Source organism: Sphingomonas leidyi (assembly GCF_011761945.1).
Taxonomy (GTDB): domain Bacteria; phylum Pseudomonadota; class Alphaproteobacteria; order Sphingomonadales; family Sphingomonadaceae; genus Sphingomonas; species Sphingomonas leidyi.
Genome location: NZ_JAASQV010000008.1, coordinates 22,942 through 37,545, shown reverse-complemented (window position 1 = coordinate 37,545; position 14,604 = coordinate 22,942). Strand labels below are relative to the sequence as shown.

The following is a 14,604-nucleotide window of genomic DNA, read 5'->3' as shown; positions in this document are numbered from 1 at the left end:
CCCCAGGGGAACCCTTGATGCCGCATTTCGACCGTCCGGTGCCGCGTGACTGACGCGCCGAGTCTTTCCGCGGCACCGGCGATCCGCCCGGGTTTCGGCCGGCTGGCGCTGTACCTGCTGCTCGGTTTCGCCGCCGGCCTGCCCTTCTACATGTTCAACGCCGTGCTGCTGCTGCGGCTGGCCAAGCACGGCGTGGACATCGTGACGGTGGGCTTCTTCGCCTGGGTGGCGCTGCTGCCAACCTTCAAGTTCGCCTGGGCGCCGCTGCTCGACAAATATGACGTGCCGGGCTTCGGCCGCTTCTGGGGCAAGCGGCGCGGCTGGATCATGCTGTCGCAACTGGGCATCTTCCTCTCGACCGTGGCGATGGCGCTCACCTCGTCCGATGCCAATCTGCAAGTCACCGCGCTGTTCGCGGTGCTGCTCGCCTTCTGGACCACTACGCTGGAAGTCGCCGCCGATGCCTGGCGCATCGAGCTGGCGCCGACCCAGGAGGAGCAGGGCCCGATGGTGGCGGCGAACCTGTGGGGCTATCGCAGCGCCATGGTCGCGGCCGGCAGCGGCGCGATCTACATCGCGGCGAAGAGCGACTGGACCACTGCCTATCTGGTGATCGCGGCGGCCGCCTTCCTCCCCTTCCCCATCCTCGCCTGCATGCGGCCCGATCCCGCGCATGGCGGCGGGCGCGGCACGGCGCTCGTCACCGGCATCCTCGCCAGCGCGGTGGTGCTCGGCGGGAGCCTCGTGGTCACCGCCGCGGTTGGCTGGGCGCTGCTTGCCGCGATGGGGTCGGTCGGGCTCGATAATCCGGACATCGTCAAATACTGGGTATTCGCGGTTGCGCTGCTGCCCTTCGTCGCGCTGGGCGCGGCGGTGCCGTGGATCAGGAATCTCCCGCCGAGCCACCGGCTGCTCACCACCTCGGGGCTCGCCCCCTATCTCAATGTCGCCTGGCGCTATGGGCTGGTGGTGATCCCGATCCTCTTGTTCGTCTCGGTCTATCGCATGGGCGACGTGATGGCGCTCACCCTCTCGCATCCGCTGTTCAACGCGCTGGGCTACAGTCTGGAGGCCATCGCGGTCGCCGATGGCGCGGTGGCACTGCTCTCGTCCATGCTCGGCGTGGCGCTGGGCGGCTGGCTGGCGGCCAAGGCGCCGATGGGCTGGGCATTGGTGGTCGGCGCGATCATGTCGGCGCTCAGCAACTGGATCTTCGCCTGGCTCGCCTATCAGGCGCCGGGCGGACCGGTCTGGTTCTCGCTCCTCGGCGTGCAGGTGACGGCGGGCGATTTCGACCTGTACCTCGCCATGGCGCTCGACCAGTTCGGGCACGGTTTCGAGGGAGCGGTGTTCGTCGTCTACCTGTCCCTGCTGGTGAACCCGCGCTTCCCGGGCACGCAATACGCGCTGCTCTCCGGCCTCGCCTTCCTGATCCCCAGGCTGCTCGCCGGCCTTTCGGGCGTGTTCCAGAAGGCGATCGGCTATGACGGCTTCTTCATCATGGCCGGCACGATGAGCGTCGCGGCGCTGGTCTTCGTGCCGTTCATCGTACGGGCGAAGCCCCGGCCCGACGGCGAGGCGGTGGCGGCATGATCGACACAGCCTTCGCCCCCGCCGCCGAAGCGGTGGCCGCCGGACGCATCCCCGGCGCCACGCTGGGCGTGGTGGCGGCGGACGGGCGGCGCTGGGTGACGCACGCCGGCATGGCCGCGCTCGTCTCCGAGCCCGAGGCGCTGACGCTCGACCATTGGTTCGACCTCGCCTCGGTCTCCAAGGTGGTGGCGACGACCACGATGGTCCTGCGCCTGGCCGAGGAGGGGCGGATCGACCTCGACGCCCCGCTGACCACCGCGATCCCGGACCTGCGCCAATATGACGTGGCGGGCGCCTATGAGCGCACCCTGACGTTCCGCGACTGCCTGGCGCACCGCACGCTGTTCCCCGCGGTCGAGCCGATCTACACCTATGGCGACGATCCGCAGCGGCTGCGCGCCTTCGTGCTCCAGCGCGAATGGAAGCATATCCCCGAGCCGGTCTATTCGGACATCAACTTCCTGCTGCTCGGCATCGCGATCGAGCGCGTGACGGGCAAGGCGCTGGGCGAATGGCCGCTGGGCCCGGGCCTGCACTACGGCCCGCCGCCGGGGCCGGCCGTGGCGACCGAGCGGTGCATGTGGCGGAACCGCGTGCTCAAGGGCGAGGTGCATGACGAGAATTGCGCGGCGATGGGCGGGCAGACCGGCCATGCCGGGCTGTTCGGCACCGTGGCCGGGGTGCTCGACTTCGCGCAGGGCGTGCTCACCGGCAGCTTCTCGCCGATGATGCTCGAAGCGATCCGCACCCCGCAATATTCGCACCGCACCTGCGGCTGGGAACGCAAGTTCGCCGGCTGGTCGGGCGGCCAGGCCTGTTCGGACGAGACGATCGGGCACACCGGCTTCACCGGCACCGGGCTGTGGATCGACTTCGGGCGCGGCATCGCCTGGACCCTGCTCACCAACCGCGTCCACCCGACGCGCCATTTCGACAGCGGCATCTTCGTGCTGCGCCCCGCGACGGGGGATGCCGTCATCAACGCCTGGGAGGCCCCATGATCTCTTTGCTCGCGCTCGCCATCGCCCTGTCCGGGCCGGATAGCGATACGCCAACCCCTGCCGACCGGCTGGCGCACGACCAGATGCTGGTGCTGGACACGCATCTCGACACGCCCGAGCTGTTCGAGCATCCAGGCTGGAAGTTCGATCGCTGGCACGACCGCGATTTCGACAAGAGCCAGGTCGACCTGCCGCGCATGGAGCAGGGCGGGCTCGATGGCGGCTTCTTCGTGATCTATACCGGACAGGGGCCGCTGACGCCGGAAGGCTATGCCAAGGCGCGCAACGCGGCGCTCACGCGCGAGATGTGGATCCAGCGCGTCGTGGCCGCCAATGCCGACAAGATGGAGTTCGCCACCACCCCCGAGGATGCCCATCGCATCGCCAAGGCGGGCAAGCGCATCGTCTTCCAGTCGATCGAGAACAGCTATCCGCTGGGCACCGACCTGAGCCTGCTCAAATGGTATTACGACCAGGGCGTGCGGATGGCCGGGCCGATCCATTTCCGCAACAACCAGTTCGGCGACAGCGCCACCGACAAGGTGAAGCAGTGGAACGGCCTCTCCCCCCTTGGCAAGCAATGGGTGGCCGAGATGAACCGGCTGGGCATGCTGATCGACGTCAGCCATTCCTCCGACGACGTGTTCGACCAGGCGCTGGCGCTCTCCAAGGTGCCGATCATCGCCTCGCACTCGGGGCCTCGCGCGATCTTCAACCATCCGCGCAACCTGGACGACGAGCGCATGCGCAAGCTCGCCAAGGCGGGCGGCGTGCTGCAGGTGAACAGCGTCTATCTGGTCGAGGGCGACCATGACGAGACCCGCAACAAGATCTCCGACCGGCAGGACGACTGGTGGGCGCTTTCGGCCGCCGACCAGCGCCAACTGATCGCCGACAAGGCCAAGGCGGACGCGACCAACCCCTATCGGGGGGCCGATTTCGAACTGTTCATGAAGAGCCTGCTCCACTGCATCGCAGTGATGGGCGTCGACCATGTCGGCATCGGCGCCGATTGGGACGGCGGCGGCGGCGTGCGCGGCATGGAGGACATCACCGCCCTGCCGAAGATCACCGCCCGCCTGCGCCGCGAGGGCTTCTCCGATACCGATATCGAGAAGATCTGGAGCGGAAACGTGCTGCGCGTGCTGAAGCAGGCCGAGGACTGGGCGGCAAAGAACAAGTGACGCAATATCCCTCTCCCGCTTGCGGGAGAGGGAAAGATCGTCAGTTCCCCGCGGCGACCAGGTTCAGCGCATCGTCCATATATTTCGTCGCGCTCGCATCCTGCGGCACGTCGTTGGCGTAGAAGGCGAAGGTGTAGGTCCTGCCGCTCGCGCCGGTGAAATAGCCCGCCAGCGCGTTGGTGGCGTTGAGCGTGCCCGTCTTGGCGAAGACCTTGCCCTCCAAAGGCGTGCCCTTGAAGCGGCGGGCGAGCGTGCCGTCCACCCCGCCGATCGGCAGCGTGTCGCGGAACTGCGCCCCCCAGGGCTGGGCGGCGACCCAGCGCAGCAGCTTGACCGAACCGCGCGGGCTCACCCGGTTGTAGCTCGACATGCCCGAGCCGTCCGAAAAGTCCCACGCCGTGCGCGGCAGGCCGGCCGTATCGAGCAGCTTCGCGACCTGCGCGACGCCATCGGCGATCGAGCCGCTGCCCTGTAGGAAGGCGACGCGGCGCAGCGCCAGCTCGGCATGGAGGTTCTGGCTCACCTTGTTGATGTGCTTGAAGTCCTCGGCGAGCGGCGGCGGCGTGAGCCTTGCGAGGACATTCCCGTCGGGCGTTGCCCGCGCGAGCGCCACGCCCTTCTTCGCGCGATATTCGGGATCGTCTTCGGGTCGCAGCGGCCGGTGGCGCGCGCTGACCGTGCCCTTCACCTGCACCCCGCGCGCCTCGAGCAGCGCCTTCAGGCGCCAGGCGGCATAATCGGCCGGATCGTCGATACCGAGCTTCCAGCTCTTCGGCCCGGCATCGGCGCCGATCGTGCCGGTGATGCGGAGCCGCTTGCCGTTGGGATCGCGATCCCAGCCGAGTTCGGTCTCCCCGCCCGGCACCGTCTTCGCCTGGTTGTCGATCGTGAAATAGGGCCAGAGCTCGACCCTTGCCGCCTCCCCGGCCTTGGCCGGCGCGACGGTCAGCTTCAGCTCATTGTCGTCGAGCGTCAGCGCCGAGGCGCCGGTGCCCGACGAACTCGGGATGTTGTTCCAGCTCATCCCCGGTCCCCAGCGCTGGTCCGGGAAGAGCGTGTCGTCGCCGATGACGTTGCGGACGCGCTTGGTCTTCGCGGCGATCGCATCGGCGAGCGTGGCAAGGCAGTCGACCGTGCAATCGTCGGCGCTCGACAGGCGCGCGTCGCCCCGCCCTTCCAGCACCACGTCTTCGCCCACCAGCCGCACCGCGGCACCGCCGGTCGCGTCGGGCGCATTGATGCCGGGCAGGTTCGCGAAGGCCGCGGCGGTGGTGTAGATCTTGGTGTTCGAGGCGGGGATGAAGCGGCCGTCGGGATTGATGGCGACGATCTCCCTGCCCGTGTCGTCGGCCACGACCAGGCCGAAGCGCGTGCCCGTCGGCGCCTCGGCAAGCTTGGCGGCGACGCGCTGCTCCAGCGTCTGCTGGGCGAGCGCGGGCGTGGCGAGCGTAAGGGCGATGCCGAGGATGAAATGCTTCATGCCGCGAGCGTAACTCCCGCCGCCGGGCCTGCAAACCCGCGATCATTCAGAGGAGTCGCCCGGGCATAACCACGGCGCATGCCGGCATTGTACGGGCAACATCGGCCCGGCACCTTCGTGGCATGAACCTGATGCGGGCCACCCTGAAACCCCTGGCCGCGATGGTGGTGGCGTTCGCCCCGCCGGCGCTGGCGCAGACCGACGACCTGGCCGCGGCGCTCGCCCTGCCGGTTGCCAGCCAGATGGCCGGCGCGCGCGACGTGCCGCGCTTCGCCTGGGTGGAGAACCGCGCCGGCGTGCGCAACCTGTGGGTGGCGGATGCGGGGCAGCGGGCCCGGCAGGTCACGCGCCATGCCGAGGACGACGGCATGATGCTCTACGATCCGGCGCTCAGCCCCGACGGCCGGCGCCTGGCATATGTGCGTGGCGGGGACGACGAGTTCCCCGACGGCAAGATCCCCAATACCGCCTCGGCCGCGTTCACGCCGGGGCAGCAGGTGTTCGTCGTTGAAGACGGTGGAGATCCCACACCGATCGGAGACGGACACCTGCCCGTTTTCTCGCCCGACGGGCAGCGCATCGCCTTCACCCGGCGCGGGGAGCTGTGGCTGTGGCAGGCCGGCAAGGCGGCCCGGATCGCGACCGTCACGGGCGAGGTCAGCGACCTGAAATGGACGCCCGACGGCAAGAGGCTGCTGTTCGTCGACAATCGCAACGACCGTGCCTTCGTCGCGCTGCTCGATGCGGACGGCGGCCGGCTGACCTATATGGAACCGGCGCTCGGCTATTCGGTGGAGCCGGCGCTTTCGCCCGGCGGAGACCAGGTCGCCTATATCCAGTATCTCGATCCGCCCGCGGGCGCGGCGCGGGACGGCGGCCCCTATTGGTCGATCCGGGTGGCCGATGCCGCGACGGGCAAGGCCCGCACGGCCTGGACCGCCCCCCAGGGCATGGGCGGCCGCTATTACGGCACGCGCCAGCACAATCTCTGGTGGAGCAAGGGCGGTCAGCTGCTCTTCCCCTGGGAGCGGAGCGGCTTCCTGCACGTCTATGCGATCGACGCGGCCAAGGGCGGCGAGCCCCGGGCGCTGACCTCCGGCGGGTTCGAGGTCGAGACCTTCGTGCTCGGCGCCGACGACATGGTGACCTTCGCCGCCAATGCCGACGAGGCCGACCGGCGACATTTCTGGCAGGTGCCGGCGCGCGGCGGCACGGCGAAGCGCGTGACCGAGGGCAAGGGCAGTGAGAGCCTGCCGGTCCTTGCGGGCGGCCTGCTCGCGGGGATCGCCGCCGATGCGCGCCATCCGGCCCATCCGGTGCTGGCGAAGGGGCTGGCTCCGCTGGGCGAAACGGCCGAGCTGCAGGGCGCGATCGTGCCCGAGGCGGTGGCCTATCAGGCCGAGGACGGCGTAACCGTCCATGGCCAGCTGTTCCGCGGCCAGGGCAAGGGCCCGCGCCCGGCATTGATCTTCGTCCATGGCGGGCCGCGGCGCCAGATGGTGCTCGGCTTCCATCACGCGCAATATTATTCGAACGCCTATGTGATGAACCAGGCGCTGGCGGCGCGGGGCTATACGGTGCTCTCGGTCAATTATCGCAGCGGCACCGGCTATGGGCAGGCGTTCCGGGATGCGCCCGGGATCGCCCGCGACGGCGCTTCCGAGTATCGCGACGTGCTCGCCGGCGGGCACTGGCTGGCGGCGCGGAAGGACGTCGATCCGAAGAAGATCGGCATCTGGGGCGGCAGCTGGGGCGGCTATCTGACGGCGCTGGCGCTGGCGCGGAACAGCGACCTGTTCAAGGCGGGCGCCGACTTTCACGGCGTCCACACCCTGTTGCGCAACGTCGAGAACAACCTGTCGCCCGAGCAGCAGGCCGCCGCGCGGCAGAAGCAATGGGACAGCTCGCCGATGGGCGCGATCGGCACCTGGCGCTCGCCGGTGCTGCTCGTGCACGGCGATGACGACAGGAATGTCGATTTCGGCCAGTCGCTGCTGCTCGCCCGCGAGCTGGCGGCGCGGCGCATCCCGCACGAGGAACTGGTATTCCCCAATGAGCGCCACGAATTCTTCCGCTATGCGGACTGGCTCACGGCCTATCGCCGCACCATTTCCTTCTTCGATGCGCATCTGAAATGAGGTGGCTGATGGCGGCGGCGGCACTGGCCGGGGCGAACGGGGCACAGGCGCAGGAGCGCGCGACGCTCATCCATGGCGCGCGCGTGTTCGACGGCACGGGCACGCCCGCGAAGCCGAAGGACGTGCTGATCGAGGGCGACCGGATCACCCGGATCGGCAGGAAGCTGCGCGTGCCCGAGGGCACCGCGGTGATCGACGCCACGGGGCTGACGCTGATCCCCGGACTGCACGACCTGCACATCCACACCCGGCGCGAAGCCTTTGCCGACGCCGCCGCGCTCCACCGCTTCTACCTGCCCTATCTGCGCGCGGGCGTGACGAGCGTGAACGAATTCTCGGTCTCGGGCGCGATGATGGCCGGGATCCGCGCGCTCCGGGCCGATACGCCGCGCCTCACCCTGGCGGTGCGCCTGGGCGTGCCGGACGGGCACGGCACCGAGAGCCAGTTCACCAATGCGATCACGCTCCAGGTGACCAGTCCGGCCGAAGCCCATGCGGCGATGGCCGGGGCCCTGGCCTACAAGCCCGACATGGTGAAGGTGTTCAACGACGGCTGGCGCTATGGCGACCCCGACCGGCCCGACCGGCCGAGCATGGACGAAGCGACCCTGGCCGCGATCGTGGCGGACGCGCACAAGGCGGGCATCAAGGTGATGACGCACACGGTGACGCTGGAGGGCGCGAAGATCGCCGCACGGGCGGGCGTGGACTCGGTGGCCCACGGCGTGGGCGACGCCCTGATCGACGACGAGCTTATCGGCCTGATGCGGAAGCACCACATGGCCTATGTCGCCACGCTGGCGACCTATGAGCCGCTCGAGACGCGTGTGCTGGCACCCGAAGAACTGGCGCTGCTCACGCCCGAGCAGCGCGACCGCGAGGCGGCGCGGCTGGCCAAGGGCGGGGCGATAGCGCCCTATGACAGCAAGCGCTGGGAGATCATGCGGGAGAATATCCGCCGACTGAAGGCGGCCGGAATCCGCATCGGCGTGGGCACCGACACGGGCATCGAGGGCGTCTATCCCGGCTTCGGCGCGCTGCGCGAGATGCGGCTGCTGACCGAGCTGGGCTTCACCCCGGCCGAGGCGATCGAGGCCGGCTCGCGGGTGAGCGCCGACATCATGGGGCGCAGGAAGACCGAAGGCAGAATCCACAAGGGCATGCGCGCCGATCTGGTGCTGACCGGCGGGACGCCGGACCTGACCTTCCGGGACCTCTACTCGGTCAAGCGGGTATGGGTGGCGGGGAAAGAGGTTTCGCTGGACTAGAGCTTCAGAGACACAAAGGGCGTTGTTCTGTCATCCTGGATCCCCGCTTCATGGGGTTGGCGATGTCCTTGCAGTAGCGACACTCCGCGTACCGGGCCCAAGCGGTTCCCCGGCCTTCGCCGGGGAGCCGGCATTGCCAACGGCATGTCCGCGTTACGCCCTGTCCGCCGCCCGGTAGACTTCCTCGTCCAGCTCGCCTTCCCAGCGCGCCACCAGGGTCGCCACGGTAAGATTCGCCGAGGCGCTCGGCACCGTCCGCGTCATGTCGAGCAGCCGGTCGAAAGGCAGGACGAAGCCCACCACCAGGGCAGTCTGCTCCGGCGAGACGCCCACTGCGCTCAGCACCGCCGCCAGCATGAACAGCGAGGCCGACGGCACCGGCGCCGTGCCGAACGCGGCGAGCGCGCCGGTGAACAGCACCGTCGCATAGACGGTGGGCGTCAGGTGCACGCCAAAGGCCTGGAGCGCGAACATCGAGAGCAGGCCGACATACATCGCCGTGCCGTCCTTGCCGATGCTGGCGCCGAGCGGCAGCACGGTGGAGAAGACCGAGCGGCCGATGCCCAGATTCTGCTCGGAAACGCGCATCGCCACCGGCAGCGTGGCGCCGCTCGATGCAGTGGAGAAGGCCACCGCCAGCGCGTCGACGATGCCGCGGAAGAAGGGCAGCAGCGGCAGGCGCGCGACGAAACGCAGGAGCAGACTGTGCACCACCAGCATCTGGATCAGCGAGCCGAGCACCACTGCCAGCGCCAGCCAGCCGACATGGACGAACACCGCCGCGCCGTTCGCCGCGACGGCATTGGCGATCAGCGCGAACACGCCGAAGGGCGTCGCCTCCATCACCAGGCCGACGACGCGCAGCAGCACGGCCGAAGTCGATTGCAGCAGGTTGGCGAAGGGCTTGCCCGCCTCGCCCGCCACCACCGTGCCGCAGCCGATCAGGATCGAGGTGAAGATCAGCGCCAGCATGTCGCCCTTGGCCAGCGCATCGAAGATGTTGGTGGGGATGATGTTGATCAGCTGCTCATAGGGCGTGACCGGCTTGCCGAGCACATGCGCCTCGGCCGTGCCGAGCGGCGCGCCGATGCCGGGCTGGACGATCGCCGCGACCAGCATGCCGACCGAGACGGCGATGAAGGTGGTCAGCGCGAACATGCCGACCGTGCGCCCGCCCAGGCTGCCCAGCCGCTTGGGATCCGCGAGCGTGGTGATGCCCGAGGCGATGGTGACCAGCACGATCGGCGCCACCAGCATGCGGATCGCGCGGACGAACAGGTCGCCGACGAACTGCACCCAGGGCGCGCCCTGCGGCACCAGCAGCGCGAAGACGACGCCGAGCACGAGGAAGGCGAGCACGCGCTTCCACAGGGCGATGCCGAACCACCAGCCCATCAGTTGCACGTCCCGGGCGCGGGCTTGTGCGCGAGCGCACGACCGGCGGCCTTGCCGGTCATCGCCCCCTTGTCGACCGCGAGCACGCCGTTGACCAGCACGGTCCGCACCCCGGCCGCCAGCAGGGCCGGCTGCTCATAGGTGGCGCGCGAGGCATAGGTGCGCGGATCGAACACCACGACATCGGCGAAGGCGCCGGCGCGCAGATGGCCGCGGCCCTCCAACCCGAACGTGTCCGCCGTCAGCGCCGAACTTCGCTCGATGAACTGGCGCAGGGTGATCACATGATCGGTCTTGACGTATTTGTCGTATTTGCGCGCGAAGGAGCCATAGACGCGCGGATGGCCGCCCGAGGCGTCCGATCCGGTCATCACCCAGGGCTGCTTCATGAAGGCGGCGATGTCGGCCTCGCTCTGGTTGAACGAGACGGTGCCGGGATCGCCGATGCGGATCACCGCGATCGCGGCCTCGACCGGATCGAGCTTCATTTCCTTCGCGACGGCGTCGAGATAGCGGTTCCGATACTGGCCCTCGACGATCAGCAGCTTGCCGGCCCCGCCGCGCTTGCGGAGATTCTCGACCATGCCGTCGTGAAGCTTCCGAGCGAGCGAGGGATCGTCGAAGCGCTTGAGCAGCGCCGGGCGCCCGCCATCCTGGGCCCAGAGCGGGACGAGCGACGCGACCAGGCTGGTGCCCGATGCCGACCAGGGATATTGGTTGGCGGTAACCTTCTCGCCGCGGGCGCGGGCCGCGTCGATCTTGGCGATGATCGCGGGCGCCTGCCCCTGCACGTCGACGCCCAGTGCCTTGATGTGGCTGATATGCGCGGGCAGCCCGCCCTCGCGCCCGATGCGGATCGCCTCGTCGATCGCGGCCGCAAGGCCCACCGTATAGCTGCTCTCGTCGCGGATATGGCTGTCATAGCTGCCGCCGCGCCTGCCGGCTTCCCTGGCAAGCGCGATCACTTCCTCGGTCTTGGCGAAGCTCTGGGGGGCGTAGAACAGACCCGTGGAGAGACCGAGCGCGCCCTGGCACATGGCCCCGGCGACGAGGCCCTTCATCCGCTCCAGCTCGGCGGGCGTGGGATCGCGCGCATCCTCGCCCACCACCCTCTCGCGCACCGCGCCGAAACCGACCCAGGCGGCATAGTTGATGCCTACCGGCCGAGTCGCCGCGCTGCCGAGCACCTTGGCCAGGTCCGGGCTGCCGCCGCCGTCATTGCCGATAAAGGCAGTGGTGACGCCCTGCATCAGAAAGGCCGGGATCAGGCGCTTGCGCGGATCCGCCGATGCGAGATCGTCGCCCATATGCGTATGCGGATCGATGAAGCCGGGCGCGACGATCATCCCCTTCGCATCGATCACGCGCGCGGCGAGCACCCTCGCATGCGCGCCGACCGAAACGATGCGATCGCCCTTGACCGCGACGTCGCCGACAAAGGGCGCGTCCGAGCCGGTATAGATCGTGCCGCCGCGGATCAGCAGGTCGACCTTCTGCGGCGGAAGCGGCGCGGCGGCGCCCAACGAGAGAGCGGCAGTCCCCAGCAGCAGCGCGATCTTCATGGCGTTCCCCAAAATCCCGGAAGTGGCGGATAGAGCGTCCCGCCCCGGTCCTCGACCCCACCGGGGCGATCCTTGGCGAGCCAGATCGGACCGTCAAGGTCGACGAAATCCGACATGCGGGCGATGTGCAGCGCCGCTGCGATCGACAGGGAGGAACCGACCATGCAGCCGCTCATCAGGCCAAGACCGCGGGCGCGGGCGGCCCGGGCGAGGTGCAGCCCCTCGGTCAGGCCGCCGGCCTTGTCGAGCTTGACGTTCACCACCTGGTAGCGGCGCGCCACCCGGTCGAGATCCTCGCGGGTGTGGAGGGACTCGTCGGCAGCGATCGGCACGAGCGGGCGGAAAGTCTCGAGGCATGCGTCGATCCCGGCCGGCACGGGCTGTTCGAGCAGGTCGACCTTCAGCGCCGCCAGCACCGGCTGCATCGCCTCGACCAGCCGGGCGTCCCAGCTCTCATTGGGATCGACGATCAGCCGGGCATCGGGCGCGGCGGCGCGGACTGCGCGGATCTGCGCGTCGGGCAGGCGGCCATCGACTTTCACCTTGAGCAGCGGCGCGTGCGCGGCGCGGCGGGCGGCACAGCCCATCATCATCGGTGTATCGATCACGATGGTGCGCGCGCTGGCGATCGGCTCGGGCTCCGGGGCGCCGAGCAGCGCGGCGACGCTTCTCCCGGTCTCACGCGCCTCCAGGTCCCAGAGCGCGCAGTCGACCGCGTTGCGGGCAGCGCCGGCGGGGAGAAGCCCCAGCAGCTCCTCGCGCCCCGCACCCGCCTCGACCGCGGGGCGGATGCCCTCGATCGCCGCGAGCGCATCCTCCACGCTCTCGCCATAGCGGGAACAGGGTACGCCCTCTCCCCTTCCTTCCAGCGTCCCAGCGCGGATGGAGACCGTGACCGTATCGGCCTCGGTCTTCACTTCGCGCGCAATGCGGAAGGGCCTGCTCAGCGCGAAGCGGTCGTGGCGGGCCGTGAGGGTTCGGTGCATAGCAACTCGTCGATGATCGCCTCGACCCCGAAGGCGATTGGATCGGTACAGGGCAGACCGAGATCGGCTTCGATCTGCCGGCAAAGCGCACGCGCCGCTTCGACCTCCATCCGGGAGGTGTTGAGGCAGACTCCGACTGCGCGAACCTCCGGGCTGGTGAGGCGCGCGACCTGGAGATTGGCCTCCAGACATTCCCTCAGGCCCGGCAGCGCCCGGCCCGGCAAGCCGCGCATATGGCTGCGGCTCGGATCGTGGCAGAGCACGATCGCTTCGGGCTGGGCGCCGTGAAGCAGGCCGGTCGAAACGCCGGCGAAGCTCGGATGGAAGAGCGACCCCTGGCCCTCGATCAGGTCCCAGCCGCCATCGGTACGTTCGGGCGCGAGCATCTCGATGCCGCCCGAGATGAAATCGGCGACGACCGCGTCGATCGGCACGCCGGCACCGGCGATCAGGATGCCGGTCTGGCCCGTGGCGCGGAAATCCGCCTTCTCGCCGCGCGCCCTGAGCGCGTCCGCGAGCGCGATCGTGGTGTACATCTTGCCGACCGAGCAATCGGTGCCGACCGTCAGCAGGCGGCGGCCGGCCCGGGCATATCCGGTGCCGACCCGCATGTCCGCGGGGGGATCCCGCACGTCGAACAGCTGCAGGCCCTTTTCCATCGCGAGCGCCGCCAGTTCGGGCACGTCGCGCAGCCGCTGGTGCAGGCCGGCGGCGATGTTCATTCCCGCATCGAGCGCCGCCGCCGCATCGCGCACCAGGTCGCCGCCCAGCGTGCCGCCCGAATTGGCGATGCCGAGAACGAGCGTCCTCGCGCCCGCCGCTGCGCCTTCCGCAATGGTCATGCGCGGCAGGCCGAGCGTGAGCGGGCTGTCGTCGTGGCGGAACTCGCCCACGCAATCGCCGCGCCGGAATTCGGCCAGGCCGCGCGAGGTCTTGATGCCCACGAAATCGGTGCTGTGACCGAGGTAGAGGAGGTAAGGTGCCGGTATCATTGGGTGATAACGCTATCCCGCCCGCATCGGGCGCCGCGCATAGCGAGTGCGCGCCTCGGCATAGCCAGCCGTTATGGCGTATCGATCACCTTGGCGAGCGCCTTGAGGAAATCGGTGGCAAGCGCGGTGGGCGGCCGGTTGAGCAGGAACATCGCATGCACGTCGAACGTGAGCTGCGGCTTGAGCGGACGCATCGCGAGCCCGGGAACGAGCGAGGCCTGTGCGGTGAAGCTGTCGACCACCGTCATCCCCACGCCCTGCGCCACAAGTGCAGTGGCGATGTAGAAGGTGCGCGCGGAGATGACTTCGTCGAGATCGAGCTCGAGGCGCGCGCATTCCTGGCTGAACAGCTGGCCGATCGGGCCGCTGTTGGCGAGGCTGATGAACGGGCGTCCGCGCAGCCGCTCGAGCTCGATGCGCGGCGGCGCGTCGGGCATGTCCTCCTCGCGATAGAGCACCACCAGCTCGCCCTCGCCCAGCCAGCGATGGCCGATCGGCGCGGCATGGGGCACTTCATAGGCGATCGCGACATCGGTCTCGCGCTCGTAGAGCTTGCGCAGCAGATCGTCGTGATGGACGGTCTGGAGGTCGAAGCGGACCCCCTCATGCCCCCGCATGAAACGCGAGACGGCGGTGGGCAGCGCATTGAGGGCCAGCGACGGCAGCGCCGAGATGCGCAGCATGCCGCCGGCGCCGCGCTTGAGGTTCCGGCCCGCCTCGCGCAGCGCATAGACGCGGTCCTGGATCTCCGAGACTTCGGTGAACAGGGTGTGCGCGTCCTCGGTGGGGACGAGGCGGCCATTGGTGCGGTGGAAGAGCTGGAAGCCGAGCAGGCTCTCGGCATGGCGCAGCATCTTGGAAACCGAAGGCTGCGACACGTTGAGCGCGCGCGCGGCGCCGCTGACCGAGCCGTTCACATAGACGGCGTGGAAGATCTCGATGTGCCGCAGGTTCATCCGGCCAGCCTATCGAACTGCGCGAAAAGGGGAAAGGCCCCGGTTCGGT

Annotated in this window: 11 protein-coding genes; 5 read left to right on the top strand and 6 right to left on the bottom strand. The window is 69.2% G+C overall.

The window, feature by feature from the left end:
- Positions 1-45: 45 nt before the first annotated feature.
- From FHR20_RS22305 to FHR20_RS22295, 3 genes are read left to right on the top strand one after another with little or no spacing between them, the layout of a single operon-like run.
- Positions 46-1,593 (top strand): MFS transporter, encoded by a 1,548-nt coding sequence (locus tag FHR20_RS22305; RefSeq protein ID WP_341786499.1) that lies wholly within the window; start codon positions 46-48, stop codon positions 1,591-1,593.
- Entirely contained in the window at positions 1,590-2,594 is a 1,005-nt protein-coding gene (locus tag FHR20_RS22300) for a serine hydrolase domain-containing protein (protein WP_167301630.1), read from the top strand. The genes FHR20_RS22305 and FHR20_RS22300 overlap by 4 nt, the downstream gene beginning before the upstream one ends.
- Positions 2,591-3,778, top strand: a complete 1,188-nt coding sequence (locus FHR20_RS22295) for a dipeptidase (protein ID WP_167301629.1) — start codon at positions 2,591-2,593, stop codon at positions 3,776-3,778. The genes FHR20_RS22300 and FHR20_RS22295 overlap by 4 nt, the downstream gene beginning before the upstream one ends.
- Positions 3,779-3,818: 40 nt before the next feature.
- Here the strand turns inward: FHR20_RS22295 and dacB are convergent, their stop codons facing one another.
- The gene (gene dacB, locus FHR20_RS22290; RefSeq protein WP_167301628.1) at positions 3,819-5,258 is read right to left on the bottom strand and encodes a D-alanyl-D-alanine carboxypeptidase/D-alanyl-D-alanine endopeptidase; all 1,440 of its coding nucleotides are present in this window, start codon (positions 5,256-5,258) and stop codon (positions 3,819-3,821) included.
- Between the two features lie 131 nt (positions 5,259-5,389).
- Here dacB and FHR20_RS22285 point away from each other — a divergent pair, with 131 nt between their 5' ends.
- Positions 5,390-7,396, top strand: a complete 2,007-nt coding sequence (locus FHR20_RS22285; protein WP_243857733.1) for an alpha/beta fold hydrolase — start codon at positions 5,390-5,392, stop codon at positions 7,394-7,396.
- A complete protein-coding gene (locus tag FHR20_RS22280; RefSeq protein WP_167301627.1) occupies positions 7,393-8,664 on the top strand; it encodes an amidohydrolase family protein in 1,272 nt (423 codons plus the stop codon). Before FHR20_RS22285 ends, FHR20_RS22280 begins: the two co-directional genes overlap by 4 nt.
- A 153-nt stretch (positions 8,665-8,817) precedes the next feature.
- Here FHR20_RS22280 and FHR20_RS22275 read toward each other — a convergent pair whose 3' ends face one another.
- The 5 genes from FHR20_RS22275 to FHR20_RS22255 form a co-directional block, all read right to left on the bottom strand.
- Positions 8,818-10,059, bottom strand: coding sequence for a dicarboxylate/amino acid:cation symporter (locus FHR20_RS22275; RefSeq protein WP_208413820.1), 1,242 nt, complete (start codon positions 10,057-10,059; stop codon positions 8,818-8,820).
- Complete coding sequence (locus FHR20_RS22270; RefSeq protein ID WP_167301626.1) at positions 10,059-11,621, bottom strand: N-acyl-D-amino-acid deacylase family protein; 1,563 nt, start codon at positions 11,619-11,621, stop codon at positions 10,059-10,061. The genes FHR20_RS22275 and FHR20_RS22270 overlap by 1 nt, the downstream gene beginning before the upstream one ends.
- Positions 11,618-12,607: an N-acetyl-D-Glu racemase DgcA gene (gene dgcA, locus FHR20_RS22265; protein WP_167301625.1), complete on the bottom strand. Its 990-nt coding sequence runs from the start codon at positions 12,605-12,607 to the stop codon at positions 11,618-11,620. Before dgcA ends, FHR20_RS22270 begins: the two co-directional genes overlap by 4 nt.
- Complete coding sequence (gene dgcN / locus FHR20_RS22260) at positions 12,565-13,599, bottom strand: N-acetyltransferase DgcN (RefSeq protein ID WP_167301624.1); 1,035 nt, start codon at positions 13,597-13,599, stop codon at positions 12,565-12,567. The genes dgcA and dgcN overlap by 43 nt, the downstream gene beginning before the upstream one ends.
- A 71-nt stretch (positions 13,600-13,670) precedes the next feature.
- Positions 13,671-14,555 (bottom strand): LysR family transcriptional regulator, encoded by an 885-nt coding sequence (locus FHR20_RS22255; RefSeq protein ID WP_086127351.1) that lies wholly within the window; start codon positions 14,553-14,555, stop codon positions 13,671-13,673.
- Between the last annotated feature and the right edge of the window lie 49 nt (positions 14,556-14,604).